This window comes from Azoarcus indigens (assembly GCF_004361735.1).
GTDB classification, from domain to species: Bacteria; Pseudomonadota; Gammaproteobacteria; order Burkholderiales; family Rhodocyclaceae; genus Azoarcus; species Azoarcus indigens.
On sequence record NZ_SNVV01000009.1, the window covers coordinates 16,625 to 32,299 of the forward strand.

Sequence of the window (15,675 nt, forward strand, 5' to 3'; positions counted from 1 at the left end):
GAGCGCCGGGGGCCGCGGCCACCAGCGCTGCGCGGTCAGCTTTGGGCAGTGACGACGCCGGCGTCGGCCAGCATTTGCTGCAGTTCGCCGTTCTGGTACATCTCGCGCAGGATATCCGCGCCCCCCACGAACTCACCGCCGATATAGAGTTGCGGAATCGTCGGCCAATTGGAGAACTCCTTGATGCCCTGACGGATGGCGTCATCAGCCAGTACGTTTACTGCGAAAACCTGACTGACGCCACAGGCCTTCAGTATCTGGACCGCGGTCGCAGAGAAGCCGCACTGAGGCATCTGCGGCACGCCCTTCATATAGAGAACGACCGGGTTGGAAGAAACCTGCTCGCGGATGACATCCTGGATATCCATGCTCTTGCGCCCTGCAAAAAGTTGAGTGAAACAGTCGGAAAAGACTACGCCTCGCCCGCCTGAGCGTCAATCTGGGGGCAAGGAAAGCAATTTCAAGCCCTGCCCAGCCAACGACCACCGGAAACCCGCTCTATCCCGCCGAGGTCCTTCCATGACGTGATAGCGGCGAACCCTGCATCGGCAAGCAAGCTACGTACCGACATCGCCTGGTCGTAACCGTGTTCCAGGAACAGCCAGCCGCCCGGCTCAAGGTGATGCGGGGTCCCGGCGATGATTTCTGCCAGATCGTCCAATCCCGCAGGGCCTGCTGCCAGCGCGGTACGAGGCTCGAAGCGTAGATCGCCCTCCTCCAGGTGTGGGTCGGCAGCTGCAATATAAGGGGGATTCGCGACAATCAGTTGGAAACGCTCCTCACCCAGCCCCGAAAACCAATCGCTCTGAACGAAGGAGACGCTGGCTCCCAACTTGGCCGCGTTGGCCATTGCCACCCACAGCGCCTCGCGAGAACGATCCAGCGCGGTAACGTCAGCCCCTTCCAGTTCGAGCGCCAGCGTCACCGCCAGAGCACCGCTGCCAGTGCCCATATCCAGCAATCTCAGCCTCGGCTCCCCCGAGAAATGCGCCAAGGCCAGCTCCACCAACAGTTCAGTATCAGGACGGGGAATCAGTACGGCAGGCGTCACCATGAAGTTCCGACCGAAGAACTCACGCTCGCCGACCAGATAGGCGACAGGCTCTCCGGCGACCCGGCGCTCGACCAAGGCGCGATAGTCCTCCCACTCCCTGGCCGACAAGCGCTGTTCCGGCCAACCTGCCAGGCGCGCCGCGGTACACTTCAGCACATGGCGCAGCAGCACGCGGGCATCCATCAGGTCTGCCCGCTCACGGGCCCAGGCAAGGGCCCCTGCTATATCTGGATGAAGTCCTGCGTCCGCCACGACTCACTCCTCCCCTAGCGCCGCCAGCAACTCGGCCTGGTGTTCGAGCACGAGGGCTGCGATGAGTTCGTCCAGTTCGCCTTCCATCACCGCATCCAACTTATAGAGGGTGAGATTGATGCGGTGATCGGTGACGCGCCCCTGTGGAAAGTTGTAGGTGCGGATACGCTCAGAACGATCACCACTGCCGATCAGGCTCTTACGAGTCGCCGCCTCGGCGCTCTGACGCTCGCGCAATTCGGCGTCCTGCAAACGGGCGGCCAGTACGGCCATTGCCTGTGCCTTGTTTCGGTGCTGGGAGCGGTCATCCTGACACTCGACGACCAGGCCGGTGGGCAGGTGCGTGATGCGAACGGCGGAGTCGGTCTTGTTGATGTGCTGGCCGCCTGCGCCCGATGCCCGGAAAGTGTCGATACGCAGGTCGGCGGGATTTATCTCCACCTCCGCCACCGAATCGGCCTCCGGCATCACCGCAACGGTACACGCCGAGGTATGGATACGGCCCTGTGTCTCGGTGACCGGAATGCGCTGCACGCGGTGGCCACCCGATTCGAACTTAAGCTGCGAATAAGCCCCGGCGCCCATCAGCCGGGCGATGACTTCCTTGTAGCCCCCGAGGTCCGACTCGCTGGCCGAAACGATCTCCACCTTCCAGCGCTGGCGCTCGGCATAGCGGGTATACATGCGCAGCAGATCTGCAGCGAACAGGGCCGCCTCATCTCCACCTGTGCCCGCGCGGATCTCGAGGAAAAGATTGCGGTCGTCGTTAGGATCCCGCGGCAGTAAGGCCCGTTGCAGATCATGCTCGAGGGCGCCGATACGGGCCTGTGCAGCCTGCAGTTCCGCGCCGGCAAATTCTTGCATTTCCGGGTCGCCGAGCAACTCCCGGGCAGTCTCGCCATCGGCCTCCGCCTGCCGATAAGCAGCGTAAAGCTCGACCGCAGGCTCTATTTCGGCTCGCTCACGCGACAGATCGCGGAACGCGTTCATATCTCTGGCAGCGTCCTCGGAAGCCAGGGCCCGGTCGAGTTCCTGCAAGCGGGCACTCAGGTGTTCGAGCTTGTCTCGGATGCTCTGCTTCATGGCGTCTCAATAATGAAAAAACGCGGGCACCGTGCGGCGCCCGCGAGATCCGACTTGCCGCCTATTGATGACGGGAAAGATTGAACAAGCGTTGGACCAGCAGTCCGGCTTCAGACTGCTCTTCGCCATCAACCTGATTGAGATAGCGGGTCGGGCCATGCATGAGCTTGTTGGCAAGCCCATGGGAAAGACTCTCCAGCACCTGCCTGGGATCGTCACCGCGAGCTAGCAAACGCAGAGCGCGCTCCAACTCGGCCTGGCGCAGGGCTTCGGCATGCTGCCGCAGCGCACGGATGGTCGGTACCGCATCCCTGGCATGCATCCAGTGGATGAATCCATCGACCCGGCTGTCGATGATCTGCTCCGCCTCCAGCACCGCCTGCTGCCGAGATTCAAGGCCAGCGTCGACGACTTGCGCCAGATCATCAACGGTGTAGAGAAACACGTCATCCAGGCCGCTGACTTCGGGCTCAATGTCACGAGGCACAGCCAGATCCACCATCACCATGGGGCGGTGACGACGCGCCTTCACAGCCCGCTCCACCATGCCTAACCCGACGATGGGCAAAGGCGCGGCCGTACAGGACACCACCACGTCAAAACGGGAGAGCATCTCGCCCACCAGATCCAGCCGCATGGTGTGCGCACCGAAACGCGCCGCCAGCGCATGGCCGCGGGCCTCGGTGCGATTCGCGATGGTGATCGACCTCGGCCCTGCGCCGGCGAAATGCGCCGCACAGAGCTCTATCATCTCGCCGGCGCCGATGAACAGAACATGCTGGTCAGCGACCCGTTCGAAAATGCGCTCGGTCAGGTGCACCGCAGCCGCAGCCATAGAAACGATGTTGGCGCCGATCGCGGTCGTGGAGCGCACCTCCTTGGCAACCGCAAAGGTGTTCTGGAACAGCTTGTGCATCAAGGTGCCCAGCGTTCCCGCCTCCTCCGCCCTGCGGGCCGCCTCCTTTACCTGACCAAGGATCTGCGGTTCCCCCAGCACCATCGAATCCAGTCCGCTCGCCACCCGGAACATATGCCTGATCGCGTCGCGCTGCGGATAGGCATACAGATAGGGAGAGACATCATCCAGATTCAAGCGGTGGAAGGAAGCGAGCCAATCTGCCGCGTGCTGCGCCTGCTCCGCGGCAAAGTAAACTTCCGTTCGATTACAAGTAGAGAGAATCGCCGCCTCACGCACCAGATCGCTACGGGTGAGATCATGCAGCGCCTGATCCAGCAGCTCGGGCTGAAACGCCACGCGTTCGCGGATTGCGAGCGGCGCGGTATGGTGATTCAGACCGAGAGCATAAAGTTGCATGCGTTGAAACGGGCAAGCGGATTGAGCGGAATTATAGCACCGCGCCCTTCCCCCAAAGTTTTGAGCAAAATCAGCAGCTTCCGGGCAGACCGCGTAAACGGAAAAAGCGGACCGACTTTACATCGGTCCGCTTTCTGTTCTGGTGGCCAGTCGCGGAATCGAACCACGGACACGCGGATTTTCAATCCGCTGCTCTACCAACTGAGCTAACTGGCCTAAGGAGCGGGCATTATAGCGAATCGGTGGCTGGAGTCAAACATTTCATCACCCGCGCGCCCCACTTTCTTCTTAATGGCTGGACGCAGCAGCAGCACCTATGCCAGTCTCGGAACGCACTTTCTGAGCCAGGTAGCCCGCACGATCCTCGGCAGCACGTTCGCTGCGATCCATGATCGAAAACAGCCAGATGCCCACGAAACCCACCGCCATGGAGAACAGCGCCGGCGAGGTATAGGGGAACAGCGCGGAGCCCTTCGGATTGCCCAGCGTCGCCTCCCACACCGAGGGCGACACGATGGTCAGGCCCACCGCAGTGATCAGACCAAGGAAGCCGCCCCAGCACGCGCCGCGGGTGGTGCAATCCTTCCACAGCACAGACATGAACAGCACCGGGAAATTAGCAGATGCCGCGATAGCGAAGGCCAGCGAGACCATGAAGGCGATGTTCTGCTTCTCGAAGGCAATGCCGAGCACAACCGCGACGATGCCCAGGGCGATGGTGGTCATGCGGGACACGCGCAGTTCCGAAGCCGAATCCGCGTTGCCCTTCTTGAACACCGTGGCGTAGAGGTCATGCGATACCGCAGATGCGCCCGACAGCGTCAGCCCAGCCACCACCGCCAGGATGGTCGCGAAGGCCACCGCGGACATGAAGCCGAGGAAGACGTTGCCGCCCACCGCGTTCGCCAAGTGGATCGCCGCCATGTTGTTGCCACCGATCAGGCCGTTGGCATCCAGGAACTGCGGGTTTGTGGAGACGAACACGATGGCGCCGAAGCCGATGATAAAAGTCAGGATGTAGAAGTAGCCGATCCAGGTGGTCGCCCAGAACACAGACTTACGCGCTTCCTTGGCATCCGGCACGGTGAAGAAGCGCATCAGGATGTGGGGCAGCCCCGCCGTACCGAACATCAGCGCCATGCCGAAGGAGATGGCGGAGATCGGATCTTTGATGAAGGACCCTGGTCCCATTATCGCTTGGGCAATCACCCCGGCCTCCTCCGGCGACTTGCCGGCAGCCAGCGCGGCATCGGCCTTAACCTTCACCGAAGCGGCGAAAAGTTGTTCAGGAGAGAAGCCGTAGTTCCACATGACGATGAAGGCCATGAAGGAAGCCCCGCCGAGCAGCAGGCAAGCCTTGATGATCTGCACCCAGGTGGTGGCAGTCATACCGCCGAACAGCACGTAGACCATCATCAACACGCCGACGATGACCACCGCCATCCAGTATTCCAAGCCGAACAACAGCTTGATCAACTGACCGGCACCCACCATCTGCGCGATCAGGTAGAAGGCGACCACAACCAGCGTGCCTGAGGCCGCAAAGGCGCGGATCGGGGTCTGCTTGAAACGGTAGGCCGCCACGTCGGCAAAGGTGAACTTGCCGAGGTTGCGCAGGCGCTCGGCCATCAGGAAGGTGATGACCGGCCAGCCGACCAGGAAGCCAATGGAGTAGATCAGGCCATCGTAGCCGCTGGCCATCACCGCAGCGGAAATACCCAGAAAGGAGGCCGCGGACATGTAGTCACCGGCAATTGCCAGGCCATTCTGGAAGCCGGTGATGCCGCCGCCCGCGGTGTAGAAGTCAGCCGCAGACTTGGTCTTGGCCGCCGCCCACTTGGTGATCCACAGCGTGGCAAGCACGAAGACGGAGAACATGGTGATAGCCGTCCAGTTCGTCGCCTGCTTTACCGTTTCGCCAATGTCACCACCGGCGGCGAAAGCACCAGCCGAGAGCGCGATCAACCCCAGGCCACCAGCAAGTTTCAGGTTACGACCGCTCATTTGCCGCTCTCCTTGACGATTTCCTGGGTCAGTGAGTCGAACTCGGAATTCGCACGCCGCACGTACAGGCCGGTGATGAGCACGGTGAAGATGATCACGCCCAAGCCCACCGGGATGCCGTAGGTCATGACCCCGGAACCGAGGCGCTCCGCGAACAGTTCCTTGTCGAAGGCGATGATGGCGATATAGCCGTAGTAAACGACCATCATGATGGCCGTGAGCGTCCAACCGTAGCGCGAGCGCGTACCGACGAGCCGCTGGTACTTCGGGTTGGCTGCAATCTTTGCTGCCAGGTTCTCTTGCATGTCTCCCTCCTTGTTTTGCTATGGACAGCCGGGACAAGCCCCCGGGGTCGCACCAGCAAAATATTCCCAGAGCCTTACGACCTGCTTACGGAAGGGGATCGAATGCAAAAAAGACGAAATTGGTGATCGCTTGTCAAAAAGATTAATTAAATTTTCGCAATCAATTAATTTATTGGTTGCGCGGTTTAGCCCAGCGGAAAGTAGGTGCTCTGCAAGGCGGGCGGCGCAGGTTGGTGCTGGCCTCGCGGGAAAACCACCCTGGCCATGGTGCCGCCCCCCGCCAGGTTGGGGTTGAGCGTCACTGAGGCGCGATGCAGGTCGGCGATCTCGCGCACGATGGGCAAGCCGAGACCGGAACCGTCCGCCCCGCTGCCCAACACCCTGTAAAAGCGCTCGAACACCCGCTCCCGGTCCGCTTCCGGAATCCCGATGCCGCTGTCCTCGACCTCCAGGATGGGCGCTCCGGCCAACCGGGTCCGCGCGGTGACGCTGCCGCCCCGCGGGGTGTATTTGATGGCGTTATCTACCAGGTTCTTGATCATCTCCCGCAGCAGCACCAGGTTGCCGTCCACCTGCAGGGGCCGCCCCGCCCCTTCGACTCCGAGGTCTATGCCCTTCTCCAGCGCCCTCGGGAAAAGATCCTGGGCCACCTCCCGGACCACCGCATTCAGGTCCACCGGCTCCACGGCGTAGAGCTTCTCGAAACTGGCTTCCGCCCGGGCAAGCGACAGCAACTGGCTGATCAAGTGGCTGGCGCGGTCGGTACTCTCGGCGATGCGGGCGAGGGACTCGCGCAACTGCTCTGGATCGCTTTCCCGCAATGCCAGGTCCGTCTGCATTTTCAGCCCGGTCAGCGGTGTCCGCATCTGGTGGGCCGCGTCCGCGATGAAGCGCTGCTGGGCGTGGAGGTTCTCTTCCAGCCGCGCCATCATGTCGTTGAAGGCGACGATCAGAGGCCGGACCTCCTCGGGTACGCTGGCCGGCGGAACCGGCGACAGATCGGTGGGGCGGCGACGTCGGATCAGGCTCTGCAGCCGATTCAGCGGTGCGATACCGCGGCTCAGGCCAACCCATACCAGCACCACCGCCAGCGGAATGATGGCGAACTGAGGCAGCAGCACACCGGTTACCACCCGCGATGCCAGATCAGAACGCTTGTTGCGCGTCTCTGCCACCTGCACCAGGGTCAGCGGGCTGTCTGGCTCCAGTTCCGGCCGCAGATAGAGATAGGCGATGCGCACCTCCTCCCCATGGATGACGTCATCCCGGAACAGCACCTCTTCCGCCAGCGGCCGCGGCGGCGCCTGCACCCAGGGAATCTCGCGATCCCCGGTAATCACCTCGCCGGCACGGTCGGCGACCTGGTAATAGACGGTGTCGTCCTGGTCGGCGCGGAAAAGTGCGCGCGGCGGAGCCGGGAAATGGACGGTGACTGCGCCCCCCTCCATCGTGACCAGGCGCGCCAGCGAGCGGGCACTGTCGGCCAGGGCTCTGTCATACGGCTGGTTGGCGATGTTGTCGGCGACGTTGTGAGTGACGATGATGGAGATCGGCCACAGGAAAAGCAGGGGCGCGAGCATCCAATCCAGGATCTCGCCGAACAGGGAGTTCGGCTGGTAGCGCGCGCCCGGCGTTCTCGCCGGCTTTTCAGCCCTTCGTCGCCGGGGGCGCATCCGGGTTTTCCAGGCAGTAACCAAGACCGCGCACGGTGACGATGCGAAGCCCGCTGTCCTCCAGCTTCTTGCGCAAGCGATGGACATAGACCTCGATAGCGTTGCTGGACACCTCCTCCCCCCAGCCACACAGGTGATCCACCAGTTGATCCTTGCTTACCAAACGACCGACGCGCAGGGCGAAGACCTCCAGCAAACCGACCTCCCGCGCGGAGAAGTCCACCACCTGGCCATTGATCTTCACCACCCGGTCCGCCTGGTCATAGCTCAGCCGCCCGATCTCGATGCAACGCGGCTGACCGGTGCCGCGCCGGGTCAAGGCACGCACCCTGGCCTCCAGTTCCGGCAGTGCGAAGGGTTTGGTCAGATAGTCGTCCGCACCGGCATCCAGCCCGCGCACGCGGTCTTCCACCCCATCCTGGGCAGTCAGGATCAGGACCGGCAGCACCGACTTGCGCCCCCGCAAACGCTTCAGCACTTCAATGCCGGGCAAACGGGGCAGGCCGAGATCCAGTATCAGCAAGTCATATGGTTGCGAAGCCAGCGCGGCATCGGCATCCGCGCCGTCGCCCACATGGTCCACCGCATAGCCATTGCGCCGTAATGTACGGCCAATGCCATCGGCAATCATCGCATCGTCTTCAGCCAGCAGAATGCGCATAGGATGTGGATGTAAGTTGTACGTAAGCGGCCAGCCCTAGAGTCGCAACCGCTGTTCTCCTTTTGCTCGGTCTTCGGGAACACGACGGCTTACGCCGACGGGTTCCGGGGAGTGTCCGGCTTCCGCAACGGACGCTCCCTGCCGCTTTTTCCCCTCTGCAGATCACGGGATTATCCCACGCTTCCATTCCGTCGGCGTGCGCGTCCATGCGCCGTAAACGGCAAACGGCCCCGCCGTGGCGGGGCCGTTTCTGGTCTGGGAGACCGGACGGGTATTACATACCCATGTCCATGCCACCCATACCGCCCATGCCGCCCATCGGGGGCATGGCGGGCTTGTCTTCGGCCAGTTCGCCAACCATGCAGTCGGTGGTCAACATCAGGCCGGCCACGGAAGCGGCGTTCTGCAGCGCGGTGCGGGTGACCTTGGTCGGATCCAGCACACCCATCTCCACCATGTCGCCGTACTCGCCGGTCGCGGCGTTGTAGCCGAAGTTGCCCTTGCCTTCGACAACCTTATTCACCACGACGGAAGGCTCGTCACCCGCGTTGGCGACGATTTCACGCAGCGGCTGCTCCATGGCGCGCAGCACGATCTTGATGCCGGCGTCCTGATCGTGGTTGTCGCCCTTCAGGCCGCCCAGGTTGGCACGGGCACGCAGCAGCGCGACACCGCCACCGGGGACGATGCCTTCTTCCACCGCAGCGCGGGTGGCGTGCAGCGCATCTTCCACACGAGCCTTCTTTTCCTTCATTTCGACTTCGGTGGCAGCGCCAACCTTGATCACCGCAACACCGCCAGCCAGCTTGGCCACGCGCTCTTGCAGCTTTTCACGGTCGTAGTCGGAGGTGGCTTCTTCGATCTGCACGCGGATCTGCTTCACGCGGGCTTCGATGCGGGAAGCGTCGCCGGCGCCATCGATCACGATGGTGTTTTCCTTGCCGACTTCGATGCGCTTGGCCTGGCCCAGCTCGGCCAGGGTGGCCTTTTCCAGGTTCAGGCCGACTTCTTCGGCGATCACCTGGCCGCCGGTCAGCACGGCGATGTCTTCCAGCATGGCCTTGCGACGGTCGCCGAAGCCCGGAGCCTTGACGGCGCAGGTCTTCAGGATGCCACGGATGTTGTTCACCACCAGGGTGGCCAGCGCTTCACCGTCCACGTCTTCGGCGATGATCAGCAGCGGACGGCCGGCCTTGGCGACTTGCTCCAGCACCGGCAGCAGGTCGCGGATGTTGGAGATCTTCTTGTCGAACAGCAGGACGAACGGGTTTTCCAGAATGGCAACCTGCTTGTCCGGGTTGTTGATGAAGTAGGGCGACAGGTAGCCGCGGTCGAACTGCATGCCTTCGACCACATCCAGTTCGTTGCTCAGGCTCTTGCCGTCTTCAACGGTGATGACGCCTTCCTTGCCGACCTTGTCCATGGCGCTGGCGATGATGTCGCCGATGTCGCTGTCGGAGTTGGCGGAAATGGAGCCGACCTGGGCGATTTCCTTGTTGGTCGAGCAGGGCTTGGACAGCTTCTTCAGCTCGTCGATGGTGGCGATGACAGCCTTGTCGATACCGCGCTTCAGGTCCATCGGGTTCATGCCGGCGGCCACATACTTCATGCCTTCGCGGACGATGGACTGGGCGAGCACGGTGGCGGTGGTGGTGCCGTCACCGGCGATGTCGGAAGTCTTGGAAGCAACTTCCTTGACCATCTGGGCGCCCATGTTCTCGAACTTGTCCTTCAGCTCGATTTCCTTGGCGACGGACACGCCGTCCTTGGTCACGGTGGGGGCGCCGAAGGAGCGCTCCAGCACCACGTTGCGGCCCTTCGGGCCCAGGGTCACCTTGACCGCGTTGGCCAGCACGTTGATGCCGGCAACCATGCGTTCGCGGGCGGAATCGCCAAACTTGACTTCTTTAGCAGCCATTCTTCAGAACTCCTTGAAATTCGATTGCGGATGAGGATGGGAGGGAGGCTCAGGCCTCGACCACGCCCATGATGTCTTCTTCGCGCATGACGAGCAGTTCTTCGCCATCGACCTTGACGGACTGGCCGGCGTACTTGCCGAACAGTACCTTGTCGCCAGCCTTGACGGCCATCGGGCGAACCTTGCCATCGTCCAGGATCTTGCCGTTACCGACGGCCAGCACTTCGCCCTGGTCGGGCTTCTCGCCGGCGGAGTCGGGGATCACGATACCGCTGGCGGTCTTGCGCTCGGCTTCCAGACGCTTGACGATCACGCGATCATGCAAGGGACGAATCTTCATCGAGTTTTCTCCTTCTTACGGATTCAACTTGCGCGGGCCAAACCCGCTGGGATGTTCTCAAGGTCCCCGGAGTCACCCCGGGGTGCGTTAGCACTCACTGCCAACGAGTGCTAATAATAGGGACGCACTTGGGCGATTTCAAGAGCGCAGCTTTGAATCGCAGCAAATCAGAAAAGCTCGATGTCGCTCTTGCGCCGGCGTTGCGCCAGTTCTTCGGCGTAGGCGCGCTCGGCGCTCTCGATGCGACGGGCGACGGCCAGCGAGCCGCCGCCCCGTCTACAGAACACATCGCCACTGGCGGGATCCACCACTACCTTGCGCGACCAGGGGCCGAGGAAATCCGAAGCACGCAGCGGAATGCCCTCGCGCACCAGCCACTCGCGCGCAAACTGGACATTGCGCTCGCCGATGGGAGAGCGATCCAGCGAGGAGACCACCGCCCCGCCGCCGAAGGCCTTGGCGAACAGGCGCGCCTTCTTGGCTCCGCGCGCCAGCATGCCGTTGAGCAAAGCCTCCATCGCGTAGTCGCCTGCCAGCAGGGCATCTTCCTCTGCGCGCTCTGCCACGCGATCGAAATGCGGCAGCATGAAGTGGTTCATACCAGCCAGGCGCAGATGAGGATCATAGAAGGCCACCGCCACGCAGGAGCCCAGCAGCGTGGCGATCGGCAGTTGCTGATCCACGGCCCAGCCTCCCGGCAGAATGACGCGGGCGCGCCGTTCCAGTTCGCGGCCGGTGAGATTGGATTCGGTACTCATGAAAAGACGGCCAAAATGCACGCCAACGACGATCGGCGATGCCCCGCCAGCATAGTCCAAACCCACCTTCAGAAAGCGATGGCGACACCGAAATGGAGACGTAGTCGACGGTCTTGCTGCCCCCAGGCCAGGTCTACCGCCAGCGGCCCGGCCGGGCTGCGCCAGCGCCCACCCACCCCGTAACCGGTATGCAGACGGAAAGACTCGCGCGAATCCGCCGCGTCGCCGCTATCCACGAAGAAGGCTGCCCCCCAGGCCGGGCGGAACCAGCGCACATACTCCGCGCTGGCAATGCCGAGGTAACGACCACCGACGGTCGCATCGCCCTCGGACACACCTAGGCTCTGGTACGCATAGCCACGCACGGATTGCGCGCCGCCGGCGCGGAAGAGGAAATCCTGTGGGATGCCCTCCCGCGTCTTGGCCAACGTGGCGCCGCCTTCCAGCCGCAGGATTAGGCTATCGGTTTCGCCCATTGGCCGGTAATGGACGTAACGGCTGTAGAGGCGGACGAAATCCTGTTCGGCCAGCGCAATGCTGGAACCACCGCCGATCTGGAATTCCAGCACGTTGCCGGCACGCGGATCGAGCAGGTCATCCACCGCGCGCTGGACCCAGGTCCAGTTCAACGTCAGGGCGTTCTGCGTGCTCTTCTCGGCGCCGTCCGGCTCCAGGATTTCATGCTGCAGCCGCAGGGCCAGCTTGGTTTCGATGTCACCCCGCACCGTGGTCCGCGCCACGCCGACGGCACGGTTCTCCAGTTTCAGGCCTTCCAGGTCGCTGCGGTCGATCAAGGCGCCTATGCTGTCGCGGTGACCCCGCTCCGGCGGCAGGAAGATGTCAGCATAGGCAGACTGCCGGCGCTGTTCCAGACGCAGGCCGGAGGAAAGCTCCCAGCCGCGCTGCCAGAGGTTCACGTCCCGGTAGGTGGTCTCGACCCGGTAGCCGGTATTGCTGGAGAAGCCGACGCCAAACCCCAGCCTGCGCGACCTCGCCTCAACCACCTGCACATTCACCGGCACCGCGGCGGCCTTGGCGGCATCCCGCTCCACGTCGACGACCACAGAGGCGAACTGCGGCGCATTCTGCAGCGTGCGCTGCAAGGTCAGCAGCGCGTTGCGGTCATACTCGGCGCCAACCTCCAGGCCACTGAAGCGGGCGACGAAGTCTCCCGGTAGCGCCTGCAGGCCACTGACTTCGAGGGGGCCAAGGAAGAACGGCGGGCCGCTGTCGACGGTCACGCTCAGATCCACCGTTGCAGCCTCGGCATCCACCCTCGCCCGGCTCTGCACCACCCGCGCCGCCGCATAGCGGCGAGCGCCCACCTCGTCCATCAGCGCCTGCTTCGCGCCGTCCCAGTCGCCCTGGCGGAAAGGCTTGCCGGCCGGCAAGCGCCAGCCCTTGCGCAGTTCTGCGACCCGCGCTGTACGCTCTGGAGCCCCGTCGGCGAGTTCGCCCTCGAAGGACAGGGTGACGTTGCGCACCGTCGTTCGCGGCCCCGGCGCTACACGCAGGCGCCAGCGCTCGCGATCCTGCTGGTCGATGTCGATTTCCGGCGAAAAGTAGCCTTCGGTCGCCAGCAGGTCGCTGACTTCCCGGCGCGTGCGACGAATCAAGGCCCTGCGGTCGGGCCCCGCAGCCGGCAGTACTTTCTCCTCCTGCTTGAGGAGACGCACATGTTGCTGCAGCAGGGCACGCAACTCGTCCGGCGCCTCCAGCACGACCTCGAAGGCCGCAGCCTCGCCGCACACAAGCGCCGTGCTACACAGCAGCGCCAGGAGGCCGGTGCGCGCGCCGTGCAGGAAGGCGGGCCCTCGCAAACCGCGTCAGCCTTCCTGGTGATAGGCGGTGACGCGTTCGACTTCCTGCTTCGAGCCCAGGATGACCGGCACGCGCTGGTGCAGCCTCTCGGGCTGCAACGCCATGATGCGCTTGCGGCCGGTGGTGGCGGCACCGCCGGCCTGCTCTATCAGCATCGCCATCGGGTTCGCCTCGTACATCAGGCGCAGCTTGCCGCCCTTGTCACGGCACTTTTCGTCCATTGGATACATGAAGATGCCGCCGCGGGTAAGGATGCGATGCACATCCGCCACCATGGACGCTACCCAGCGCATGTTGAAGTCCTTGCCGCGCGGACCGGTCTTGCCCTGCTGCAACTCTTCGACGTAGCGCTGCACCGGCGGCTCCCAGAAGCGCTGGTTGGACGCGTTGATCGCGTACTCCTGCGTTTCTTCCGGCACGGTCATGAAAGGCGTGGTGTAGACGAAACTGCCCATCTCCCGATCCAGCGTGAAGCCATGCACACCACTGCCCACGGTCAGCACCAGCAGGGTGGAGGGACCATAAAGCGCATATCCCGCCGCAGCCTGGCTGGTTCCGGGCTGCAGGAAACTCTGCTCGGTAGCCTCGCCGGCTTCCTTGTCATGGCGCAGCACCGAAAAGATGGTACCGACGGAAACGTTCACATCGATATTGGAGGAGCCATCAAGCGGATCGAACAGCAGCAGGTAGCCGCCCTTGGGGTAGTCGAAGGGGATGTGATGCACCTCCTCCACTTCCTCCGAAGCCATCGCCGCCAGATGCCCACCCCATTCATTCGCCTGCAACAGGATTTCGTTGGCGATCACATCCAGCTTCTTCTGCGCCTCGCCCTGCACATTGTCAGTTCCAGCCTCGCCGAGGATGCCGGCCAGCGCCCCCTTGGAGACATTCACGCTGATGGCCTTCACCGCGCGGGCCACGACCTCGATCAGCAAGCGAAGGTCGGCGGTAATGCGGCCGGCGCGCTGCTGCTCGATCAAAAACTGGGTGAGGGTGACTCGACGCATGAAACAGCTCCCTGGAGTGATTGGATGGCGGATCGGCGGATTATCCCGCTTCCTGCGCCCAGGCGCACCACTCGAAACAGCCGGTATCAGGACCGCGCCAACATCGTTTCCACCAAACTCGACCCAGCGCTTATCATCCCATCTCCGGTGGAACTACTACTTCCCGCTAGTACTCGTACCGGAGTTCCTGCGGACAAGACATCCTTTCTATGCATGTGATGGTCCTCGGCGCCGGTGTCACCGGCGTCACCACCGCCTGGTTTCTGCACAAGGCGGGCTTCGAAGTCAGCATCGTTGACCGCCAACCGGAAGCCGGGCTTGAAACCAGCTTCGCCAATGGCGGCCAGATTTCTGTAAGCCACCCCGAACCCTGGGCCAACCCCTCAGCGCCCCTGCTCGCCCTGCGCTGGCTGGGCCGCGAGGACGCACCACTGCTGTTCCGCCCGCGGGCGCGCATGGCGCAATGGCGCTGGGCACTCTCCTTCCTGCACGAGTGCCTGCCCTGGCGCAGCCGTCGCAACACCCGCGCCATCGCCTCCCTGGCCATCTACAGCGCCAGCCATCTACGGGCATTGCGGGCAGAGACGGGTATTACTTACGACCAATTGCAGCGCGGCATCCTGCATCTCTTTTTCTCGGCAGCGGAGTTCCGCCACGCCCCAGTCCGTGCTGTTGAACTGAATCACTTGGGCATTGCTGCGCGGGCATGCACCGCGGATGAATGTTTCGCTGTGGAGCCCGCGCTGCAGCGCTTGGCGGGCCGGCTAGCTGGCGGCATCTACGCACAGGATGACGAATCCGGGGATGCCTTCCGTTTCACCCAGGCACTGGCGGGGCACTTGCGCAGCGTGGGCGTCCGCTTCCACTACGGCACGACGATAGAACGGCTGGACCGCAGCGGCGAACAGATAAGCGGAATTGAAGTGAGGGACTCCGCCGGCCGCACCGGCACCCTCTCGGCGGAGGCCTATGTGCTCTGCCTCGGCAGTTTCAGCCCGGCCATCGTGGCGCCATTGGGGCAGCGGCTACCCATCTATCCGGTGAAAGGCTACTCCGTCACCGCACCCATCGTGGAAACGGCTCTTGCACCCCAAGTCAGCCTGACCGACGAATCCCGCCGCATCGTCTGCTCCCGCCTCGGCGACCGCCTGCGCATCGCCGGCACGGCTGAACTCAACGGCTTCGATGCCAACGTGAGGCCGGAGCGCGGCCGCGCCATCCTGGATTGGGTAAACGACAGGCTGCCGGGTGCCATAGACCCGGCTCAGGCTCAACTCTGGGCCGGTCTGCGACCGGCTACTCCGGGCAACATCCCGCTCATCGGCAAGGGTTGGGGAAAGAACCTCTGGTACAACACTGGGCACGGCACGCTGGGGTGGACGCTATCCTGCGGCTCGGCCGCTGCCCTTACAGAATTGATGCAGGGCAGACGCCCCGCCCCCGACTTTCCCTTCCGCCCAGGCGCCTGACGGTTTCCCCGAACA

At 63.3% G+C, this 15,675-nt stretch carries 14 protein-coding genes and 1 tRNA gene; 1 reads left to right on the top strand and 14 read right to left on the bottom strand.

All coding sequences use genetic code 11. The features are described from left to right. Positions 1 to 35: 35 nt before the first annotated feature. The 14 genes from grxD to C7389_RS11515 form a co-directional block, all read right to left on the bottom strand. On the bottom strand, positions 36 to 368 hold the full coding sequence (grxD, locus tag C7389_RS11450; protein WP_133591488.1) for a Grx4 family monothiol glutaredoxin: 333 nt from the start codon (positions 366 to 368) through the stop codon (positions 36 to 38). 92 nt (positions 369 to 460) lie between these two features. Beyond that, positions 461 to 1,237 (bottom strand): peptide chain release factor N(5)-glutamine methyltransferase, encoded by a 777-nt coding sequence (gene prmC / locus C7389_RS11455; protein WP_133591490.1) that lies wholly within the window; start codon positions 1,235 to 1,237, stop codon positions 461 to 463. Positions 1,238 to 1,309: 72 nt separating this feature from the next. Continuing rightward, the gene (gene prfA / locus C7389_RS11460) at positions 1,310 to 2,389 is read right to left on the bottom strand and encodes a peptide chain release factor 1 (RefSeq protein ID WP_133591492.1); all 1,080 of its coding nucleotides are present in this window, start codon (positions 2,387 to 2,389) and stop codon (positions 1,310 to 1,312) included. A 61-nt stretch (positions 2,390 to 2,450) separates the two neighbouring features. Next, positions 2,451 to 3,704: a glutamyl-tRNA reductase gene (gene hemA / locus C7389_RS11465; RefSeq protein ID WP_133591494.1), complete on the bottom strand. Its 1,254-nt coding sequence runs from the start codon at positions 3,702 to 3,704 to the stop codon at positions 2,451 to 2,453. A gap of 140 nt (positions 3,705 to 3,844) precedes the next feature. Then, positions 3,845 to 3,920, bottom strand: a tRNA-Phe gene (locus C7389_RS11470). Between the two features lie 72 nt (positions 3,921 to 3,992). Further along, complete coding sequence (locus C7389_RS11475) at positions 3,993 to 5,708, bottom strand: cation acetate symporter (RefSeq protein ID WP_133591496.1); 1,716 nt, start codon at positions 5,706 to 5,708, stop codon at positions 3,993 to 3,995. Further along, positions 5,705 to 6,013: a DUF485 domain-containing protein gene (locus C7389_RS11480; RefSeq protein ID WP_133591498.1), complete on the bottom strand. Its 309-nt coding sequence runs from the start codon at positions 6,011 to 6,013 to the stop codon at positions 5,705 to 5,707. The genes C7389_RS11475 and C7389_RS11480 overlap by 4 nt, the downstream gene beginning before the upstream one ends. A gap of 185 nt (positions 6,014 to 6,198) precedes the next feature. Next, on the bottom strand, positions 6,199 to 7,686 hold the full coding sequence (locus tag C7389_RS11485; RefSeq protein WP_133591500.1) for a sensor histidine kinase: 1,488 nt from the start codon (positions 7,684 to 7,686) through the stop codon (positions 6,199 to 6,201). Continuing rightward, complete coding sequence (locus C7389_RS11490; protein WP_133591502.1) at positions 7,661 to 8,347, bottom strand: response regulator transcription factor; 687 nt, start codon at positions 8,345 to 8,347, stop codon at positions 7,661 to 7,663. Before C7389_RS11490 ends, C7389_RS11485 begins: the two co-directional genes overlap by 26 nt. Before the next feature lie 274 nt (positions 8,348 to 8,621). Continuing rightward, on the bottom strand, positions 8,622 to 10,265 hold the full coding sequence (gene groL / locus C7389_RS11495; protein ID WP_133591504.1) for a chaperonin GroEL: 1,644 nt from the start codon (positions 10,263 to 10,265) through the stop codon (positions 8,622 to 8,624). 49 nt (positions 10,266 to 10,314) lie between these two features. Beyond that, positions 10,315 to 10,605, bottom strand: a complete 291-nt coding sequence (gene groES / locus C7389_RS11500) for a co-chaperone GroES (RefSeq protein WP_110528817.1) — start codon at positions 10,603 to 10,605, stop codon at positions 10,315 to 10,317. A gap of 167 nt (positions 10,606 to 10,772) precedes the next feature. Continuing rightward, positions 10,773 to 11,363: a chemotaxis protein CheD gene (locus C7389_RS11505; RefSeq protein WP_133591506.1), complete on the bottom strand. Its 591-nt coding sequence runs from the start codon at positions 11,361 to 11,363 to the stop codon at positions 10,773 to 10,775. Between the two features lie 68 nt (positions 11,364 to 11,431). Further along, positions 11,432 to 13,183: an autotransporter assembly complex protein TamA gene (locus C7389_RS11510; protein WP_133591508.1), complete on the bottom strand. Its 1,752-nt coding sequence runs from the start codon at positions 13,181 to 13,183 to the stop codon at positions 11,432 to 11,434. Between the two features lie 6 nt (positions 13,184 to 13,189). Then, positions 13,190 to 14,191 carry a class 1 fructose-bisphosphatase gene (locus C7389_RS11515; RefSeq protein ID WP_133591510.1) on the bottom strand — a complete coding sequence of 334 codons (1,002 nt, stop codon included), beginning with the start codon at positions 14,189 to 14,191 and terminating at the stop codon, positions 13,190 to 13,192. A 209-nt stretch (positions 14,192 to 14,400) separates the two neighbouring features. Between C7389_RS11515 and C7389_RS11520 the strand changes: the two genes are divergently transcribed. Further along, positions 14,401 to 15,660, top strand: coding sequence for a D-amino acid dehydrogenase (locus C7389_RS11520; protein WP_133591512.1), 1,260 nt, complete (start codon positions 14,401 to 14,403; stop codon positions 15,658 to 15,660). The last annotated feature ends 15 nt before the right edge of the window (positions 15,661 to 15,675 follow it).

Excerpts from the sequence above, each read along its gene's own strand:
- grxD (WP_133591488.1), bottom strand. The coding sequence starts at position 368 with ATGGATATCCAGGATGTCATCCGCGAGCAGGTTTCTTCCAACCCGGTC.
- prmC (WP_133591490.1), bottom strand. The coding sequence starts at position 1,237 with ATGGATGCCCGCGTGCTGCTGCGCCATGTGCTGAAGTGTACCGCGGCG.
- prfA (WP_133591492.1), bottom strand. The coding sequence starts at position 2,389 with ATGAAGCAGAGCATCCGAGACAAGCTCGAACACCTGAGTGCCCGCTTG.
- hemA (WP_133591494.1), bottom strand. The coding sequence starts at position 3,704 with ATGCAACTTTATGCTCTCGGTCTGAATCACCATACCGCGCCGCTCGCA.
- C7389_RS11475 (WP_133591496.1), bottom strand. The coding sequence starts at position 5,708 with ATGAGCGGTCGTAACCTGAAACTTGCTGGTGGCCTGGGGTTGATCGCG.
- C7389_RS11480 (WP_133591498.1), bottom strand. The coding sequence starts at position 6,013 with ATGCAAGAGAACCTGGCAGCAAAGATTGCAGCCAACCCGAAGTACCAG.
- C7389_RS11485 (WP_133591500.1), bottom strand. The coding sequence starts at position 7,686 with ATGCGCCCCCGGCGACGAAGGGCTGAAAAGCCGGCGAGAACGCCGGGC.
- C7389_RS11490 (WP_133591502.1), bottom strand. The coding sequence starts at position 8,347 with ATGCGCATTCTGCTGGCTGAAGACGATGCGATGATTGCCGATGGCATT.
- groL (WP_133591504.1), bottom strand. The coding sequence starts at position 10,265 with ATGGCTGCTAAAGAAGTCAAGTTTGGCGATTCCGCCCGCGAACGCATG.
- groES (WP_110528817.1), bottom strand. The coding sequence starts at position 10,605 with ATGAAGATTCGTCCCTTGCATGATCGCGTGATCGTCAAGCGTCTGGAA.
- C7389_RS11505 (WP_133591506.1), bottom strand. The coding sequence starts at position 11,363 with ATGAGTACCGAATCCAATCTCACCGGCCGCGAACTGGAACGGCGCGCC.
- C7389_RS11515 (WP_133591510.1), bottom strand. The coding sequence starts at position 14,191 with ATGCGTCGAGTCACCCTCACCCAGTTTTTGATCGAGCAGCAGCGCGCC.
- C7389_RS11520 (WP_133591512.1), top strand. The coding sequence starts at position 14,401 with ATGCATGTGATGGTCCTCGGCGCCGGTGTCACCGGCGTCACCACCGCC.